The sequence below is a fragment of the Catenulispora rubra genome, from assembly GCF_015356825.1.
Taxonomy (GTDB): domain Bacteria; phylum Actinomycetota; class Actinomycetes; order Streptomycetales; family Catenulisporaceae; genus Catenulispora; species Catenulispora rubra.
Map to the genome: position 1 here is coordinate 35,524 of NZ_JAACYW010000005.1, position 13,974 is coordinate 49,497.

12 protein-coding genes are annotated in these 13,974 nt (G+C 66.4%); 5 read left to right on the forward strand and 7 right to left on the reverse strand.

The genetic code is table 11. The features are described 5' to 3' along the window. Positions 1–39: 39 nt before the first annotated feature. Positions 40–495: a hypothetical protein gene (locus GWK61_RS03190; protein ID WP_228561669.1), complete on the reverse strand. Its 456-nt coding sequence runs from the start codon at positions 493–495 to the stop codon at positions 40–42. Then, a complete protein-coding gene (locus tag GWK61_RS03195) occupies positions 488–1,216 on the reverse strand; it encodes a DUF2249 domain-containing protein (protein ID WP_194904705.1) in 729 nt (242 codons plus the stop codon). Before GWK61_RS03195 ends, GWK61_RS03190 begins: the two co-directional genes overlap by 8 nt. Before the next feature lie 110 nt (positions 1,217–1,326). On the opposite strand from GWK61_RS03195, the gene fdxA reads away from it, so the two are divergent. From fdxA to GWK61_RS03220, 5 genes are all read left to right on the forward strand, one after another. Then, complete coding sequence (fdxA, locus tag GWK61_RS03200; protein WP_194904708.1) at positions 1,327–1,650, forward strand: ferredoxin; 324 nt, start codon at positions 1,327–1,329, stop codon at positions 1,648–1,650. Positions 1,651–1,658: 8 nt separating this feature from the next. Then, entirely contained in the window at positions 1,659–2,321 is a 663-nt protein-coding gene (locus GWK61_RS03205; protein WP_194904710.1) for a helix-turn-helix transcriptional regulator, read from the forward strand. A gap of 42 nt (positions 2,322–2,363) precedes the next feature. Beyond that, positions 2,364–2,732 carry a cupin domain-containing protein gene (locus GWK61_RS03210; RefSeq protein ID WP_194904711.1) on the forward strand — a complete coding sequence of 123 codons (369 nt, stop codon included), beginning with the start codon at positions 2,364–2,366 and terminating at the stop codon, positions 2,730–2,732. Between the two features lie 82 nt (positions 2,733–2,814). After that, on the forward strand, positions 2,815–3,252 hold the full coding sequence (locus GWK61_RS03215) for a hypothetical protein (RefSeq protein ID WP_194904713.1): 438 nt from the start codon (positions 2,815–2,817) through the stop codon (positions 3,250–3,252). A gap of 221 nt (positions 3,253–3,473) precedes the next feature. Further along, positions 3,474–3,908 carry a cytochrome c oxidase subunit 4 gene (locus tag GWK61_RS03220; RefSeq protein ID WP_194904715.1) on the forward strand — a complete coding sequence of 145 codons (435 nt, stop codon included), beginning with the start codon at positions 3,474–3,476 and terminating at the stop codon, positions 3,906–3,908. 75 nt (positions 3,909–3,983) lie between these two features. Here GWK61_RS03220 and GWK61_RS03225 read toward each other — a convergent pair whose 3' ends face one another. The 5 genes from GWK61_RS03225 to GWK61_RS03245 form a co-directional block, all read right to left on the reverse strand. Next, positions 3,984–7,193 (reverse strand): CHAT domain-containing protein, encoded by a 3,210-nt coding sequence (locus tag GWK61_RS03225; protein WP_194904717.1) that lies wholly within the window; start codon positions 7,191–7,193, stop codon positions 3,984–3,986. A gap of 146 nt (positions 7,194–7,339) precedes the next feature. Continuing rightward, the gene (locus GWK61_RS03230) at positions 7,340–8,041 is read right to left on the reverse strand and encodes a TRADD-N-associated membrane domain-containing protein (protein ID WP_194904719.1); all 702 of its coding nucleotides are present in this window, start codon (positions 8,039–8,041) and stop codon (positions 7,340–7,342) included. A 1,868-nt stretch (positions 8,042–9,909) separates the two neighbouring features. After that, the gene (locus GWK61_RS03235) at positions 9,910–10,338 is read right to left on the reverse strand and encodes a hypothetical protein (protein WP_194904721.1); all 429 of its coding nucleotides are present in this window, start codon (positions 10,336–10,338) and stop codon (positions 9,910–9,912) included. Between the two features lie 209 nt (positions 10,339–10,547). Then, positions 10,548–12,143, reverse strand: a complete 1,596-nt coding sequence (locus GWK61_RS03240; RefSeq protein ID WP_228561670.1) for an ISL3 family transposase — start codon at positions 12,141–12,143, stop codon at positions 10,548–10,550. 805 nt (positions 12,144–12,948) lie between these two features. Beyond that, positions 12,949–13,812, reverse strand: a complete 864-nt coding sequence (locus tag GWK61_RS03245; protein ID WP_194904723.1) for a hypothetical protein — start codon at positions 13,810–13,812, stop codon at positions 12,949–12,951. Positions 13,813–13,974 lie beyond the last annotated feature (162 nt).

Genomic DNA, 13,974 nt, shown 5'->3' on the forward strand with positions numbered 1-13,974 from the left:
GGGGCAGTCCAGCCCGCAGCCGTGAATCGTTGTGGATGGTTACGGAAGCGGATCGGCAGGGGCAGGGTCCCAACGGCGGATCTGCATGCCGGGCCGGCGCTGGTGGACGGTCAGGTAGGACAGCCCGTCCTCACCGGCCGCGAGGCTTCGGCTGCAACCGTGAGGCAGCCACAACAGCAGGCCAGGCGTCAGGGTGCGCGGACCGTCAATGCCTTCGAGGATGCCGCCGCCCGCAACGACCAGCAGCAACACGTCCAGAGCCGGTTCGGCGTGGACACCCACCCGCCGGTCCGGCGGCAGGTGGACCAGGTTGGCGTCGAGCTGACGGCCGGATTCAGTCATCTTCCACAGGACTCCGGCGGATGCGTGAGAGGCTCCGCCCAGGGCCAGGGTGTCGCAGAGCACCGATGGAACGGGTGCATTCACGGGGTGAGGGCCGAGCGGGTCGGCCGAAACCGGGATGGTGTCCGCGTCGACAGCGCCGCCCTCAGGCATCGACGGGTGCCCGTCCGACGCGGATCCGCCATTGCTCGGGACCCGACTCGAGGTAGTCCCAGGTGAACGCACCGGGGTGGGTTGCGTCGAATTCGCGGCGCAGGGGCTTGGGGTCGTGATTGTTGACCAGGACGAAGTCCTGGCCGGGGGCCAGGCGTGCAAAGCGGGCGAAGATGCGCGGGTGGCGCTGGCCGTGCGGGATCTCGCGGACGTCGATGACGGCGGACGACTCCAGCCGGCCGCCCTCCAGCAGGGTTCCCAGGTCTGCCGCCAAGGCGGCCAGGTCGGCGCCCGGCAGGTCGGCCAGGGCGGGTAGAAGCACGGACTGCTCCACCGCGAAATGGACGGCCAGAACCGTATCCAGACTGCGGGCAGCCCCTGCGGCGCGGTCCGCGTCCGACGCGGTGGACAGGGCCGTGATGAGCGGGTCGAACGCTGCTGCCGCGGTGCGCAGCGCGCGCACCAGCAGACGGGTCTGCGCCGCGCCCGCAGCGGGTGCGTACAGGGCTTCGTCGGTGGCGGTGAGGTGCAGGCGCACCCGCCTCGCGCACAGCTCCGGCCCGGCCTGCACCGGCTCGCCGCGCGTCACGTGGACGGATGCTTCGGTCAGCTCGGCCAGCCGGCTCCGCAAACGCTCGTGGATGAGACCGATCGCGGTTTGAGCATGGATGTTCGGGTCGGTCTGGGTGGCCTGGATATAGACCCTGGCGGGCGACGACATGGCGCGGTGTATCCCTTCTCACGTACGGCCCCCGTGCGTCGACCATTATTACATGTATCATTTGGAGAAACACCGGAAGCCCGTCCCGGCGTCGACGAAGGGACCTCACCATGACCTATGTGATCGCGCTGCCGTGCGTGGATGTGAAGGACAGGGCCTGCATCGAGGAGTGCCCTGTCGATTGCATCTACGAGGGCGAGCGCATGCTCTACATCCACCCGGACGAGTGCGTCGACTGCGGCGCCTGCGAGCCGGTGTGCCCCGTCGAGGCGATCTTCTACGAGGACGACACCCCGGAGCAGTGGAAGGACTACTACACAGCCAACGTGGAGTTCTTCAACGACCTCGGGTCGCCGGGTGGCGCCTCGAAGACGGGCGTGATCCCGAAGGACCACCCACTGATCGCCGCCCTGCCGCTCCCGGTCGCGGAGTGACGGCCGCCGTGGCCGGAGTGCCTGGACGCCCCCGACGAGCCGAAGTGCTGGACGTGCTCAGGAACGCGCCGGCGCCGCTCAGCGTGGCCGACATGGCCGAACAGCTCGGCGTCCACGTCAATACGGCGCGCTTCCACCTGGACGCCCTTGTGGAAACGGGCGAGGTCATCGGGAGCGTCGAACAGCCGTCGGGGCCGGGGCGTCCGCGCACCGTATACGTCCCGCGGCCGGGCATGGACCGCGCAGGCACCCGGAACTACCGGCTGTTGGCCAGGATCCTGCTCGGCCAACTCGCCTCCACCGGACCCGACGCCGGCCAGGCCGCCCAAGACGCCGGCCGAGCCTGGGGCCGCTTCCTGGTCGACCGCCCCGAGCCCTTCCAGAGTCTCACCATGGAGCAGGCTGTCGTAAGGCTGACGACTCTGCTGGACGATCTGGGCTTCGCGCCGCGGTCCGAGGCAGAACCCGGCATGCCGGGGGTGATCCGTTTGCGGCACTGTCCGTTTCTGGAATTGGCCGAGGAACACGGACCACTGGTGTGCCGCATCCACCTGGGTCTGATGCAGGGGGCGTTGACAGAACTGGGCGCCCCGCTGGCCGCCACCGAACTGGAGCCGTTCGCGGAACCAGACGCCTGTCTGGTCCACCTCCGGCATTCCGACGCCGGTTGAGACCTCGCTACGCGGCCACTCAAGGCCTCAGAAAGGATACTCATGCTCATCACCGAGATCGACACGGTACCGCGCCGCCGCGCCCCCGTTCCCGGCGGACCGACAGCCGTGACGCTGACGGCCCCCGACACGTCCGCCCAGGTGGCCGTCGTCCATCTGGAGATCCCCGCCGACGGCGGCATGCCCGAACACGACCACGGCGTGTCCGAAGTCGTGCTGATCCCACTGTCCGGATCCCTTGAGCTGTGGCACGACGGGAGGCCTCGGACCCTCGCGCCGGGCATGACCGCCCATATCGCCGCCGGCGAACGGGTCAGTCTGGCAAACTCCGGCTCGGAACCGGCCTGTCTGATGGCCGTGGTCTCACCGCCGCAGTTCGCCGAAAGGCTGGCGGCATGGCCGCTGGCCTGACCGGAAGATCTGCGACCTTCCACGCCCCGTTCTCGCGCTCCGGCGACGACACCCTCACATTTCGGGAAGGCAGTGCCGAGCTATGAACGCGACTCCGGCCGGGACGGCTGCCGCAGCCACCTTCACCTGGCTGGGAATGGTCCTGGCGATATCCTTCCTGGAGACTCCACTGAAGTTTCGTGCCCCAGGAGTGACCATCCCCATCGGCGTCGGCATCGGCCGCCTGGTGTTCAGGGCGCTGAACTTCGCCGAAGCCGCATTCGCGCTCGTCGTCATCATCGGCATAGCGATCGCGGGCCCCCCGGCCGCTGTCGCGGTACTCACCACGGCGGCGGGGGTGCTCCTGACCGTGCAGGTGGCTGTCGTCCGTCCCGCGCTCAACCGGCGCTCGGACCGCGTTCTAAGAGGGGAAGACCTGCCGCGATCACGCGGGCATCTCTGGTACGTGGCGCTGGAGATCGCCAAGGTCCTCATCCTCGTCGCTCTTGGTATCAGCGTCCTCGGCGCCTCGTCGCACTGACGGACGAGCTGCGCGTCAGCTCACCACACCGCACCGCACCGCCCGGACGGCCCGACCGCCGAAGGCCGTGCTGCGACCAAAGCCAGGCACTCGTGTCCTCACGGATACGCCGCTTCCACTACCCCTTCTGAACCTACCGACCCGCGTACGCACCAGCCCGAGGAGCTCACAGTGACACCACAGACCGCTGCCGATCCCAGCACCGTCGAAGGAGCCGGGCGATGAAAGTCGAAGTCAGGATGTTCGGCTTCGTCGGAGCCTTCTTCCTCGTCATGGGCCCCACATACTGGTGGCTGTCGAAAGACCCGGTCGGGACGACGGCACTGACGATGGCCTTCGGTTTGAATGCGCTGATCTGGTTCTACCTGTTCTTCACGTCTATCCGGATCGGCCCCCGCCCCGAGGACCGCGACGACGCCGAGATCTCGGAGGCGGCCGGGGACCTCGGGTTCTTCTCGCCGTACTCCTGGTGGCCGCTGTTCGCCGCCGCATCCGCAGCACTGGCGGTCACTGGCGTCATCTTCGGCTGGTGGCTGCTGATCATCGCGATGCCGTTCCTGGCGTACTCGGTCATCGGGATGGTTTTCGAGTACTACCGCCGAGAGAACGACCGGTACGGCGAGATGGCCGACGGGCATGGCCCGCGCTCGACTTGACGATCGGCGGCATCGACCGGTGCAGCCAGGTCGCCCGCGGTTCGCGCCGCGTGCCGGCGCCCCGGCACGGATCGCTCAGAGCTCCTGTCTCGCGGCAGCATCACCTGCGGACGGTGTCTCAGCTCTCGCGCCCGGGGCGCGATCGACGGCGATGAACGGCGACCACTGCATCGGATGCAACGCGGGATCCTGCGTGGCACGCCATCTGTGCAGGCGCCGCCGGAACAGCGTGGCGAGCGCTGCGGGGTAGCGCATCGTATCGATCAGGCCGAGCAGTTCGCGCGCGGCGCTCCACATGCCGACGGTGTTGAGGAGCGGCGAGAGGGTGGCGACGAGCCGGTCGGTACCTGCGGCAAGCGCAGCGGTGGGCAAGCCGAGGGGCTCTATTGCGCCCGAGCCCGCGGCGCTGCAGGCGATGAGCACCAGTTCTTCTGCCGCTGGGAAGCGGTCTGGATCTTGAAGCCACTCGGCGGCTGTGATCTTCGCGCCGTCCAATACGAACGCGCCGGCACCAGGGGATACTGCGTCAGGGGCCTCGACATGGCCCGCATAGATAAGGCGCCGGACAGGTCTGGCGGAAAGAGCTGCCGTTATCGTGGAAGGATCGGCGGAGCGAGGCGTGGACCCGACGGCTCTGCTCGCCCATCCTGGAAGGTCGGGGCGGGCGAAGACCTGCTCCACACGGCCGTCGAGCGGCAGGTCGAAGGACTGAGAACCGCAGAGCCGCCGGCCTGCGGGATCCAGGATCAGCGCGGTTCCGGTTCCTGGCCTGACCGTCGACCCGCGGCGTTCGAACAGGGCGGGGTGCGGGCAGTAGTCCAGATCCGCGACGTCGACCAGTCGTAGGTCACTCCCGGGCAGCCGGAGAAGAGCGAGCGGGATCTCGGCAGCGAAAGCGGACGGCTGAACGATGATCGTCGGGCGATGACCCGGCGGGAGTTCGCGAAGGTGATCGGCGAGCGTGACGGGTAGAAGCACGTGGCCCAACTCCGTGGACCTATGCCACTCCGCCTCGGGTGGTTCGATGAGCCTGCGTTCAATGTCCCGCCGGAGCGTATCGGGTGCCTCGTCCGCACCGGCGCCGGCGCGGAGAACCGGATGTGCGCTGATGTAACCGGTGACGGCATCCCGGACGACTGCGTAGTCCACGGATTCGTGCCAGCAGTCGCCCCTGCTCGACACGAAGCCGTGATACAGCGCGGCACCATCGGTCCACTGGCTCCACCACAGCCAGTGCGGGTAGCCGAGTCCTTCGGCGACGGCGCGGATGTCGAGCTCGCGCAGGTGCGAGTCGTCAAAAGGACGTGTCCGCCGGCTGGCGCCGATGGTGATGCGTGCCGGTTGCGTCACCGGTATCGCATGGATCGAAGGGTCGTGAACCACGACGGAGTCAGAGTCACCGAGGATCTCCGCGATACGCTCGTCGGTTTCTGGGGAGGCCAACTGCCCGTGCATGCGGTCGGCTGCAAGCAGAGTTGCTTCCGGCACCTTCTGCGGCGGCGGTTTGGGCGGGCTCTGGCTTGCGCCCTCCACGATCAGCGCGACTGCCTCCGCCGGATCGGCGCCTGCCGCGACGGACGACCTGATCGCCATGCTCCGCAGCTTGGTTTCCTTGGCCAGCAAGCCCGCGCGCCAAGTGGTCAGCGTGTGGAAGGACCGCCAGCGCGCGTACAGATCGAGAGCAGTGTTCATCATTTCGTGCACCCGCCCCGGGCGCCGTTCAACGGCGAGCTCTGCGTATTGGAGCATCAGCGTGGTGAACAGCACGACGTCGCTGTCGTCCAGCGCCACGTTCAGTAGCCGCTCGAATGTGTCGTCATCGCAACGTCCCAGCAGGTAAAGACACCGGCCATAGTCAAAGGCGGCGATACGGCCCATGTGCAGAGCGCCGGCACCGAGCGACGTGAAGAGCCCCAGGCTCTTGCCCAACGCAGCAGCAGCCGCCTCGACCAGGCCTCGAGCCAGCCAAAAATCGCCGAGAAAAGACAGCGCCCTGGCCTGATCGGACCTGGCACCGACTCTCCGGAATCCCTCCACGGCAAGCATCATCAAGCGCTCCGCGGCACGGTCATCATCGTAGAGCCGAATGCGGGCAAACAGCAGGTCGGCTTCCGCAATGCGCCGAGCGTCCCGACGGCTGACCGCAGCCTCACGGGTAGTCCTGATGCCCTCAAGGCTGGTGGGGCTGAACCCGAGATGAACCTGGAGATCCGCTACCGCCCATGCCAGGTCACGCTCGCTGACGTGGTCTTCATCGGGATCGATACGTTGCAGCCAGGATAGGGCAGCCTCGTAAAAGCCGATCTGGTGCAAGCTGAAGTATGTGGACCACATCAGCCACTGGCTGATTCCGTCGCCTATACGGTCTCCATCGGCGTCAAGACGGCGTCGGGCGACCTCCACGGATTGCAGCAGGTCATCGAAGCGAGTGCCAAGGCTCAGGAAATGCGCGTATAACGCGTCCGCCTGGCGTTTGGCGTCGTCTCCGGGAACAAGTCTGGTTAAACGGCGCGCGAGAGCAGTCGCTTCAGCCAAATCCCCTGCGCCCGAAACATCTCGCGCGATCTCATACAGCGTGCGCATGGCGTACGTAGGTCTGCCGAGGGCGATGAGCGAATGTACGAGGTCGCGAGATTCACGATAGGCCACAGAGGCATCCGCGGCACCCGCGATATCCCTGATGAATTCCGCGAACAGCTCCTCGGAGGTCGCAGATCCTTCTACGTTGCGCGCGAGAACTACCGCGATCTTGCGATGACCACCGGTATTGAGACCCGCTTTACTACGCCCGTCCGGGACCGATCGCATCTCCTCCGGATAGCCGGCGAGGGTTGCGGCCGCGCTGATCCAGAGCTTGTGTTCGAGTACGATACCCGTGACAGAAGCCATCGCCATCAGGGCACTGGCCACCGTGGCCTTAATATCAGGCATTTGATGGTTGAATCCCGCTGGATCGCCTTCATCTCCAGCGGTCCGGGTGCGATACTCAATCAGCCAGCCGAGCGCCTCGGCTGCGGTACGGCAGTCTTCATGGCCGGGATCGGTCTCGAACGCGCGGCCCGACAACTCGGCAAGTGCCTTCGCCAGCGCAGGGTCGAGCAGGGCCAAGCCGTAGCCGGCTTCAGCCAGTGCGTGCGCCGCAGTATGGTGTCTGTTCGCCTTCCAGGCAAGAACGGCATAGCCAAGCAGGATGTGCGCGATCTGTATGGGGTCCTCGTAGGCTGCAACGAGCTGCTCGCGCGGCGCGTAACCGCCGAAGAACTCCGGCTTCTTGGCCGTGAACAACCGAGAAGGATCCCGGAACACTGCCCGGGTCAGGCCATCGACGCCGCGAGCTGCGAACTGGTCCGCAACGATCGACCCCAGCCTCTGAGACAGCCCCCGGACCAGCCTCGTCCGCCACTGAGCCCGTTCCGCGCCCGGCGGTCTGGTCATCCGGTCATCCGGTCGGCCATCGCTTCCATATCCTGGAGCTTGGCTTGCGGAAACGCTTGAAGCAGCGCCGCCAGGACGATCAGTCGTTGCCGCTTCGCCTCGTCGCCGACGAGCGCCGCGATGCCGATCAAGCCACTGATACGCTCAGCGCGTTCGGCGTTGGCCGTCAGACTCTTGCGGGCAGCCGCCGCGGCTTGCGCGGCGCTCTTCGACTGGGAGAAGAGAAGCTTGCCGAAAGCCGCCGGCAACAGGCTCGCGACGCCGCTGACCGCGGCCAGCTGCGCCTTCCCGCTGAAGGCGAGTTCCACTCCGAAGATGATGAAACCCATACAAACCAGGCCCGCGACGAGACTCGCCCAGAACGTCGCACTCTCATTGCGGCCAGCATTGCTCAAGCTTCTTACGTAAAGTTCATCCTGCTGTTTTCGCAGCGCTTTCCCGCGTTCCGCCCACGCAATCAACCGCGCGGCCGATTCAGCGGATGCGTCTACGTCGCTCAAACCATCAGAGCCCGAATCGCCGAGCAGCAATGCAGCATCGTCAGGCAGCTGGACGGCCGCCTCGACGGTGGCGAACTCTGGCTTGTCCCGCCGTTCCGACTTCGTGGCCGACCACGTACGCAATGCGACCAACGCGGGCCCGGCGGTCACCGCCGCCGCCGCGCCAACGATCGCGTTCACCTGTAGCAGATCATCCACCGATGAGCCCCCAACGCAGCCAGCCCGAATATGGCCGCGGCGCCCGCCAAACTCCGCGACGCTCGCCGAGTGACGAGCCTGGCCGTGTTTCAAAGTGACCGAATACCGGCTCTGGTCTTCTCGGGCGTTTGAGCGGATATTACAGCACGACCAGTAGTAGTTGCGAGCGGTGCCGACTGGTCCGCTGAATGCGTAACCGCACAATCACTGCACTGAAACGGATGCCGAAGGAAGCGTTGTATTTGTCAACAACAGAATCAAGCCTTGATCGCGGTCCTGGACATCGAGGTGCAAGGCATCGCCGACTCAAAACGCGACAGTTGATACACCCCTATTCCTCCTCAAATGGCTCTGCAGAGTATCGGGAGGCGCCTACGCCCGGTGATCCGGTTGCCCTCAAGATGGGTGCGGCAACGGAGCCTCGTAACGGTATACGCAGGGCGGTGGGCTCACCGCTAACGAGTGAGTACGGCGGGACGCGGTACGGATGCAGGCTGCGGAACCGTTCGCGGTGAACGTCGCGCGGGCCGAGATCGGCAAGCTGCTGCGACTCTAGCCGAGGTCCGTCTATCAGCGACGTCAGGCCTGCGTAGCCGAGGCGCTGGTTAACGAAGGAGCACTGTGGAAGCGGCCTGCCCACCTGTCGGCAAGCTCGCAAGCCAGGCTCGCAGTGATGCAAAGCCCTGGCGTGCCCGGATCGCCGGGATCCTCGCCTGGCGGCAGGGGTGCGCCCAGTAGTTCTATCGACTACAGGTGTACCAGCCCCGGGGGGTAAGGAGGAATGACGCAGCCCGTCGAGCTCGCCTGCATCGCCCTGCTCAACGACGTTCACCGGCAGCTGTGGTCCCATCTCAAGGGAAACCTGGCCGACCTCGCCGCCTGCGGCGCCGGCCGGCTCGTGGAGGATGCGGGCGGTTCCTTCGAGCTCGTGTATCTCCAAGTGGACGAGGCGACTCAGCGCCCACCAGCCGGCGACGACATCGCACGAAACGTTTCTATGACAAAGCATGATTTGGCTGGTGCGAGGGCGTTTTCAGGAACCCGATGCCGCAGATTTCCCCGACCCCAAAGGGCGGCGACCCGCCAGCGGGATGAACGGCCTGGACGCAGTCGGCGGTGGACCGATGGCCGTCGTTCGGAGACCAATGACTGCCAGGCACGGAGGTGGCAAGAGCAGCCCTGAGCCACAGACCCCTGTTGATTGGATCATGGTCAAAGTGACCCAAGCCGAGAGACTTCAGCAAGCCGACATTTATCGAAGTCCGGGTCCTTGTCGCATCAAACTTCCGCCATCATTCGGCCGGTCGCACCGGGCCGGGCAGCGATCTGCCGGCCCCGGGTGGTGTTCACGGCCGCCAACAACCGTCCGCCGTCGCGGCGGCTGCCAGCGCGCGTAGACAGACAGATGCGTATCGCGGCCGCAGCGGCGGCAGTCCGCGCGGCAACGAGCATGCCGACGCGTGCGCAGTTCGGTAACCCACACGGACCAAGCGTCGGTTGACCAGAGGCGTACAGAACCAGATCAACGATCATGTGGCGTGTGGACGGAAACGACACAGTGCCATGTTGATCCTCCCGTCCTGGGATTGTCCAGGTATGACCCGCGGCCGCAACGCACAACGGCACGTATCGGCTCGTGTGGTGTAGGCCATGGCCACCCCGCAGATCGTTAAGATCACCGGCGTGAAAGTCCTGGCCGGACAGCTGCGCGTGGATTTCCCCGACCATTCCTCGCTCACCCCTGTCAGCTTCGCTGAGAAAACCGGCCCTACTCCAGGTCGGCAAAGCAATCAACGCCGACTCGCTCAAAATCGACAGGCCCGATGCCACCGCTAAGCGCGTGCACGCAACCTGCAGCGACGACGAACTCATATTGGTGCACTGACGGCCGGCACGCCGGGTGCATTCAACGCGTCGCTCGGTCGATCCGGTGTCAGGACCGGACCGATCCGAGTCCCCGGCTGGGCTGATGCCGTAGTCATCGTCAACGACGTCCATGCCACGGCGCGCGGCAACAATGTGAGAAAGATGTTCGCCTGTCCGATCGCGTCGTCCAGCTGCTGGATGACGGGCATGGCGACGTCGTAGTGGTTTATGGCCTCGTTCAGCCGCCCCGCCAGTTTGGCTACGGCGCCACAGGCCAGGTGCATGATGGCGACGGCTCGTTCGTCGTCACAACGTTCGGCGGCGGCCAGGCCGATGGTGCTGATCGCGGTGGCCTCTGTATGGCTAGGACGGTCTGAAAATGGACCACGAAGTCGGCCTGAGCGTGAACCATGCGGCGGTTGATGCTCCATGCGGTCGCCGCCGGGACATTCGATGTCGGCTTGAATCTGACCCGCCTACGAGCTGCGGGCGGATCGCGGCCGACACGAAGGTGGGTCAGATTCAAGCCGACAGGTGGGTCCGGTTGGAGACGTCAGATCAGGCTCTGAATGGTCCAGGTTCGGGCCGACTTCGCGGTCCATTTTCAGGGGTTCTGGCCCACATTCAGTGATCGAACTGGTCACGGGCTGAGCAGGACTCGCTTGCGGAGTAGGTCGAAGTTCGCACGGCCGTACATTTGCCGCTTGTAGACCTTCAGTCGGTTCACGGCGCCCTCGACAGCGCCGGAATTGTGTTCGAGGGTGAGGCCGTTGAGGACTGCGTCGTGGTCGTGGCGGATGCCGTTGGCGAACGTCTTCAGGTGTGGCAGGTCGCTGCTGTCGACGTCGTTCAGCCAGGCTTCGAGCTTGTTGCCTTCCAGCTCGGTGAGCATGTGGGCGAACCGTCCGACGAACTCTGCTGTCGCTTCCAGGTGCGGGCAGGCGGCCTTGACCTGCTTGAGTTTTATGGCCTCGTCCTCGTCGAGGTTGTCGGGGTGTGTCAGCAGCCACGTGGTGGCCTGGCCGACCTTCGGCGCCGCGGGTCTGGCCGGCGGGGCGACGCCGACCTGGCGGAACGGCTTCATGTAGTCCCGCAGCGTGCCGTAGGCGGCCGGGCAGCCCATCTCGTGGATCTCGGTCCAGATCTGCTTGATGTTGGTGACGCCCGCGTTGAAGCGCTCGTGGATGTAGGGCTTGTATTCGTCCAGCACGCTCGACTTGCCGGTGCGTGTGGTGACGAGCAGTTCCTCGACGGTCTGGGCGTGGTAGTAGCGGGCGACGGTGGCCTTGGCCAGCCCGGTCGCGCGCTTGATCCGCCGGATGCCCAGCCCGGCGGCCTTCAGCTCATGGACCTCGGTGAAGGTGCGTCTGATCCGCTGGGCGATCACGGTATCGTCGACGCGCCGAGCCGCGGCGGCCGCGGCCAGGTCCTCCGCCTCGGGCCGCTGCTCCCACGTCTGTTGCGCCTCCCGCATCGCGTCGTCGGCGGCCTGGCGCAGGCAGCCGTGGTGCGCGGTAACGGTCTTCTTCACGTGCTCGCCGAGGTTCTTCCACAAGTGGAACCGGTCGGCGACCTGGATCGCCTCCGGAGCGCCGCGCCGGGCGCCGTCGGCGTAGGCGCCCCCTCGGTCGCGACACACGACTTCAACGCCGGTGTGGGCCCGCAGCCAGGCGGCCAGGTCGTCCGCCTCACGTCCTTCGAACAGGTCGATCGGCCGGTGGTCGGCCATGTCCAGCAAGATCGTGCCGTAGACCCTGCCGCGTCGTACCGCGAAGTCGTCGACGCCGAGCACCTCCACGGCGCCGATCGGCGGGTCCGGCAGCGACCGCACCGTGCGGATCAGCGTGTTCCGCCCGACCGGCAGCCCGAACACGGCGGCCAGGCGAGCCGCCGGCCGACCGGCCAGCATCAGCCCGAGCTGCATCACCACCTCGGCCGCCGGGACGCTGCGGCGGGCGTAGCGAGACGTCAGACCCTCGACCTGCTCGGCGAACGTGCGCGTCGGGCACGGCCCTTCGCAGAAGAACCGGCGCACGGTCAGCTCCACGATCACCGGCTGTGCGCCGATCGGCAAATCACCCAGACGCCGCTCGTAGCGGCTGTGGACCCGCTCCGACGTCGCCCCGCACCTCGGACACATCGCCGACGAGCTCACCACATGCGCAGCGAACGTCACGACCCCGAAGCGACGCTCGATGCGCTCTATCTGCACGAATGCCAGGTGAGGCAGAAGCAAATCAATAGTCTGTGATGTCCACCGGCGTCATGGTGGCAGACGAGCACCCACTGGGGCCAGTTCGATCACTGAATGTGGGCCAGATCCTTTTCAGGCCGTCCTAGCCACTGTAAGGGCGCCCTCAGCAATCAGTGGGTCGTGACAACGGGCTGCGAGCTGCCAACACTGCGAAACGAATCCGATGTCGGCGGCGAGCGTGACCACAGCCGGCGGCATCCGGACGCCAGCACGGAACCAGGCAGCGACTCCGCCCCGATCGGGACCGAGGACTCCGGCGCCGGCGGCGATCCAACCGGTAGCGAAGTCGATGGCAGCCGGGGTATCCGGGTCGTTTTCGGCGAGCACAATGAGAGCCGGCTGCCCCAGATCCGGGCCGACCGTCTCCGCGCAGGCACGAGCCGCCGCGTCGGCGGCGGTGAGGGCTCGGTAGACCACGGCTGCGACGAACAGCCTGAACAGCTGGTCGTCACCTATACCGGTTTGATCCCGGGTGTGAGGGTCGAGTGCGACCCGGACACGCGCGGCGGTACGAACCTGCGCCGGCGTGAAGGAAGCAACCATCAAGAATCTCCTGTGCGGTGGACAGCCGTCGAGGAAGTACGGCCGGCCTGGCTGTGCGGAGAACCAGGCCGGCCGCGACGGGCCCGGCGGCAGGAGGGTGTGCCGGCTTGGTCCGGCGCCGCTTCCGCTCTCACAGGCGCCTGAAGCGGGCGTCGCATGGGCGGTAGCTGATCGCTTCTGGCGGCCGATGCCGAGTCAGAAGCGCTGAAGGCGCTCGACGGGTTCTGCTTCGAGCGGTATCGGCTTACGCAGCAGCAGCGTCGAGCAACTGCTGCGCGGCCTGCTTGGCAGGGCTGTACAGCGGCTCACCAGCGTCAGCCCAAGCGAGCAGTTCCGCGCACTTGAGCAGGCGCATCGTGCGGCCGGTGGGCGATTCCAGATCGGATCGACGGTGCTTCAGGACGGTCTCTGCGAGGCCGGGCGCGGCAAGGGAGCTGAACCACAGGTTCGCGGCGTCGAGGCCGCGGGGTGCGCGTCCCCAGTCCTCCCAGTCCAAGATCCACAACTGGCCGCCGGGGATGTTCGCCCAGTTCAGATCTGCGTGTGCTGTCGTCCACTCCTCGATGGTTGCGGCGGCTTCGGGAAAGACGTCGGCGATCGCGGCATGGACACGCCTGTGGCTGATCGGTGCCAGGTCTGGGGTCGCCAGCCTGGTTGTGTTCGTCGTGGCCAGCTTGTCTAGCGCGGTATCGAGCTTGTCCCACCAGCTGTCCGGCAGCGCGGTTGCGTAGGCCGCTCGACCGATCGGTTTCTGCTCGATCAGCTGGGTCTCGTCGGCGCGCCACATGACGCGCCGGTCCTGGTCATGCCAGGAGATGCCAGCGTACCACCGCGGGATCGGGATGCCAGGGAGGGCGAAAGCAGCGGTCTCCAGGCCCCAGCCTTGACCGTCAAGACGCTCAAGCCCACGACACTCGATGCGCACCCACGTACCGCGGTCGCTCGGGAATCCCATCGAGCGGCGCTTGATCACCCTGGCCGCGCGGTCGAGGTAGATCTGCAGCGACTTCTCGACGGTGTCCACGACGTCGTCGATGTCGCCGAGAACGCGTCGTAGGTCGAGTCGGACTGCAGCGAGCGGGTCACTCGCCGGGTCGCTGGCGGTCATTCAACTCCTCCGTTGTGCAGGGCGCTTCTGTGGCATCGGCCGCTGGGGATGCCGCCGTTCACGGCGACCTTGCCGTGACTGTCGGCCCTGGTACAGGCACGGCGGGCGTGGTCTGGGGATGGGCGAGGAACATCAACACCAGTATCGCGATCGCGGCGATGA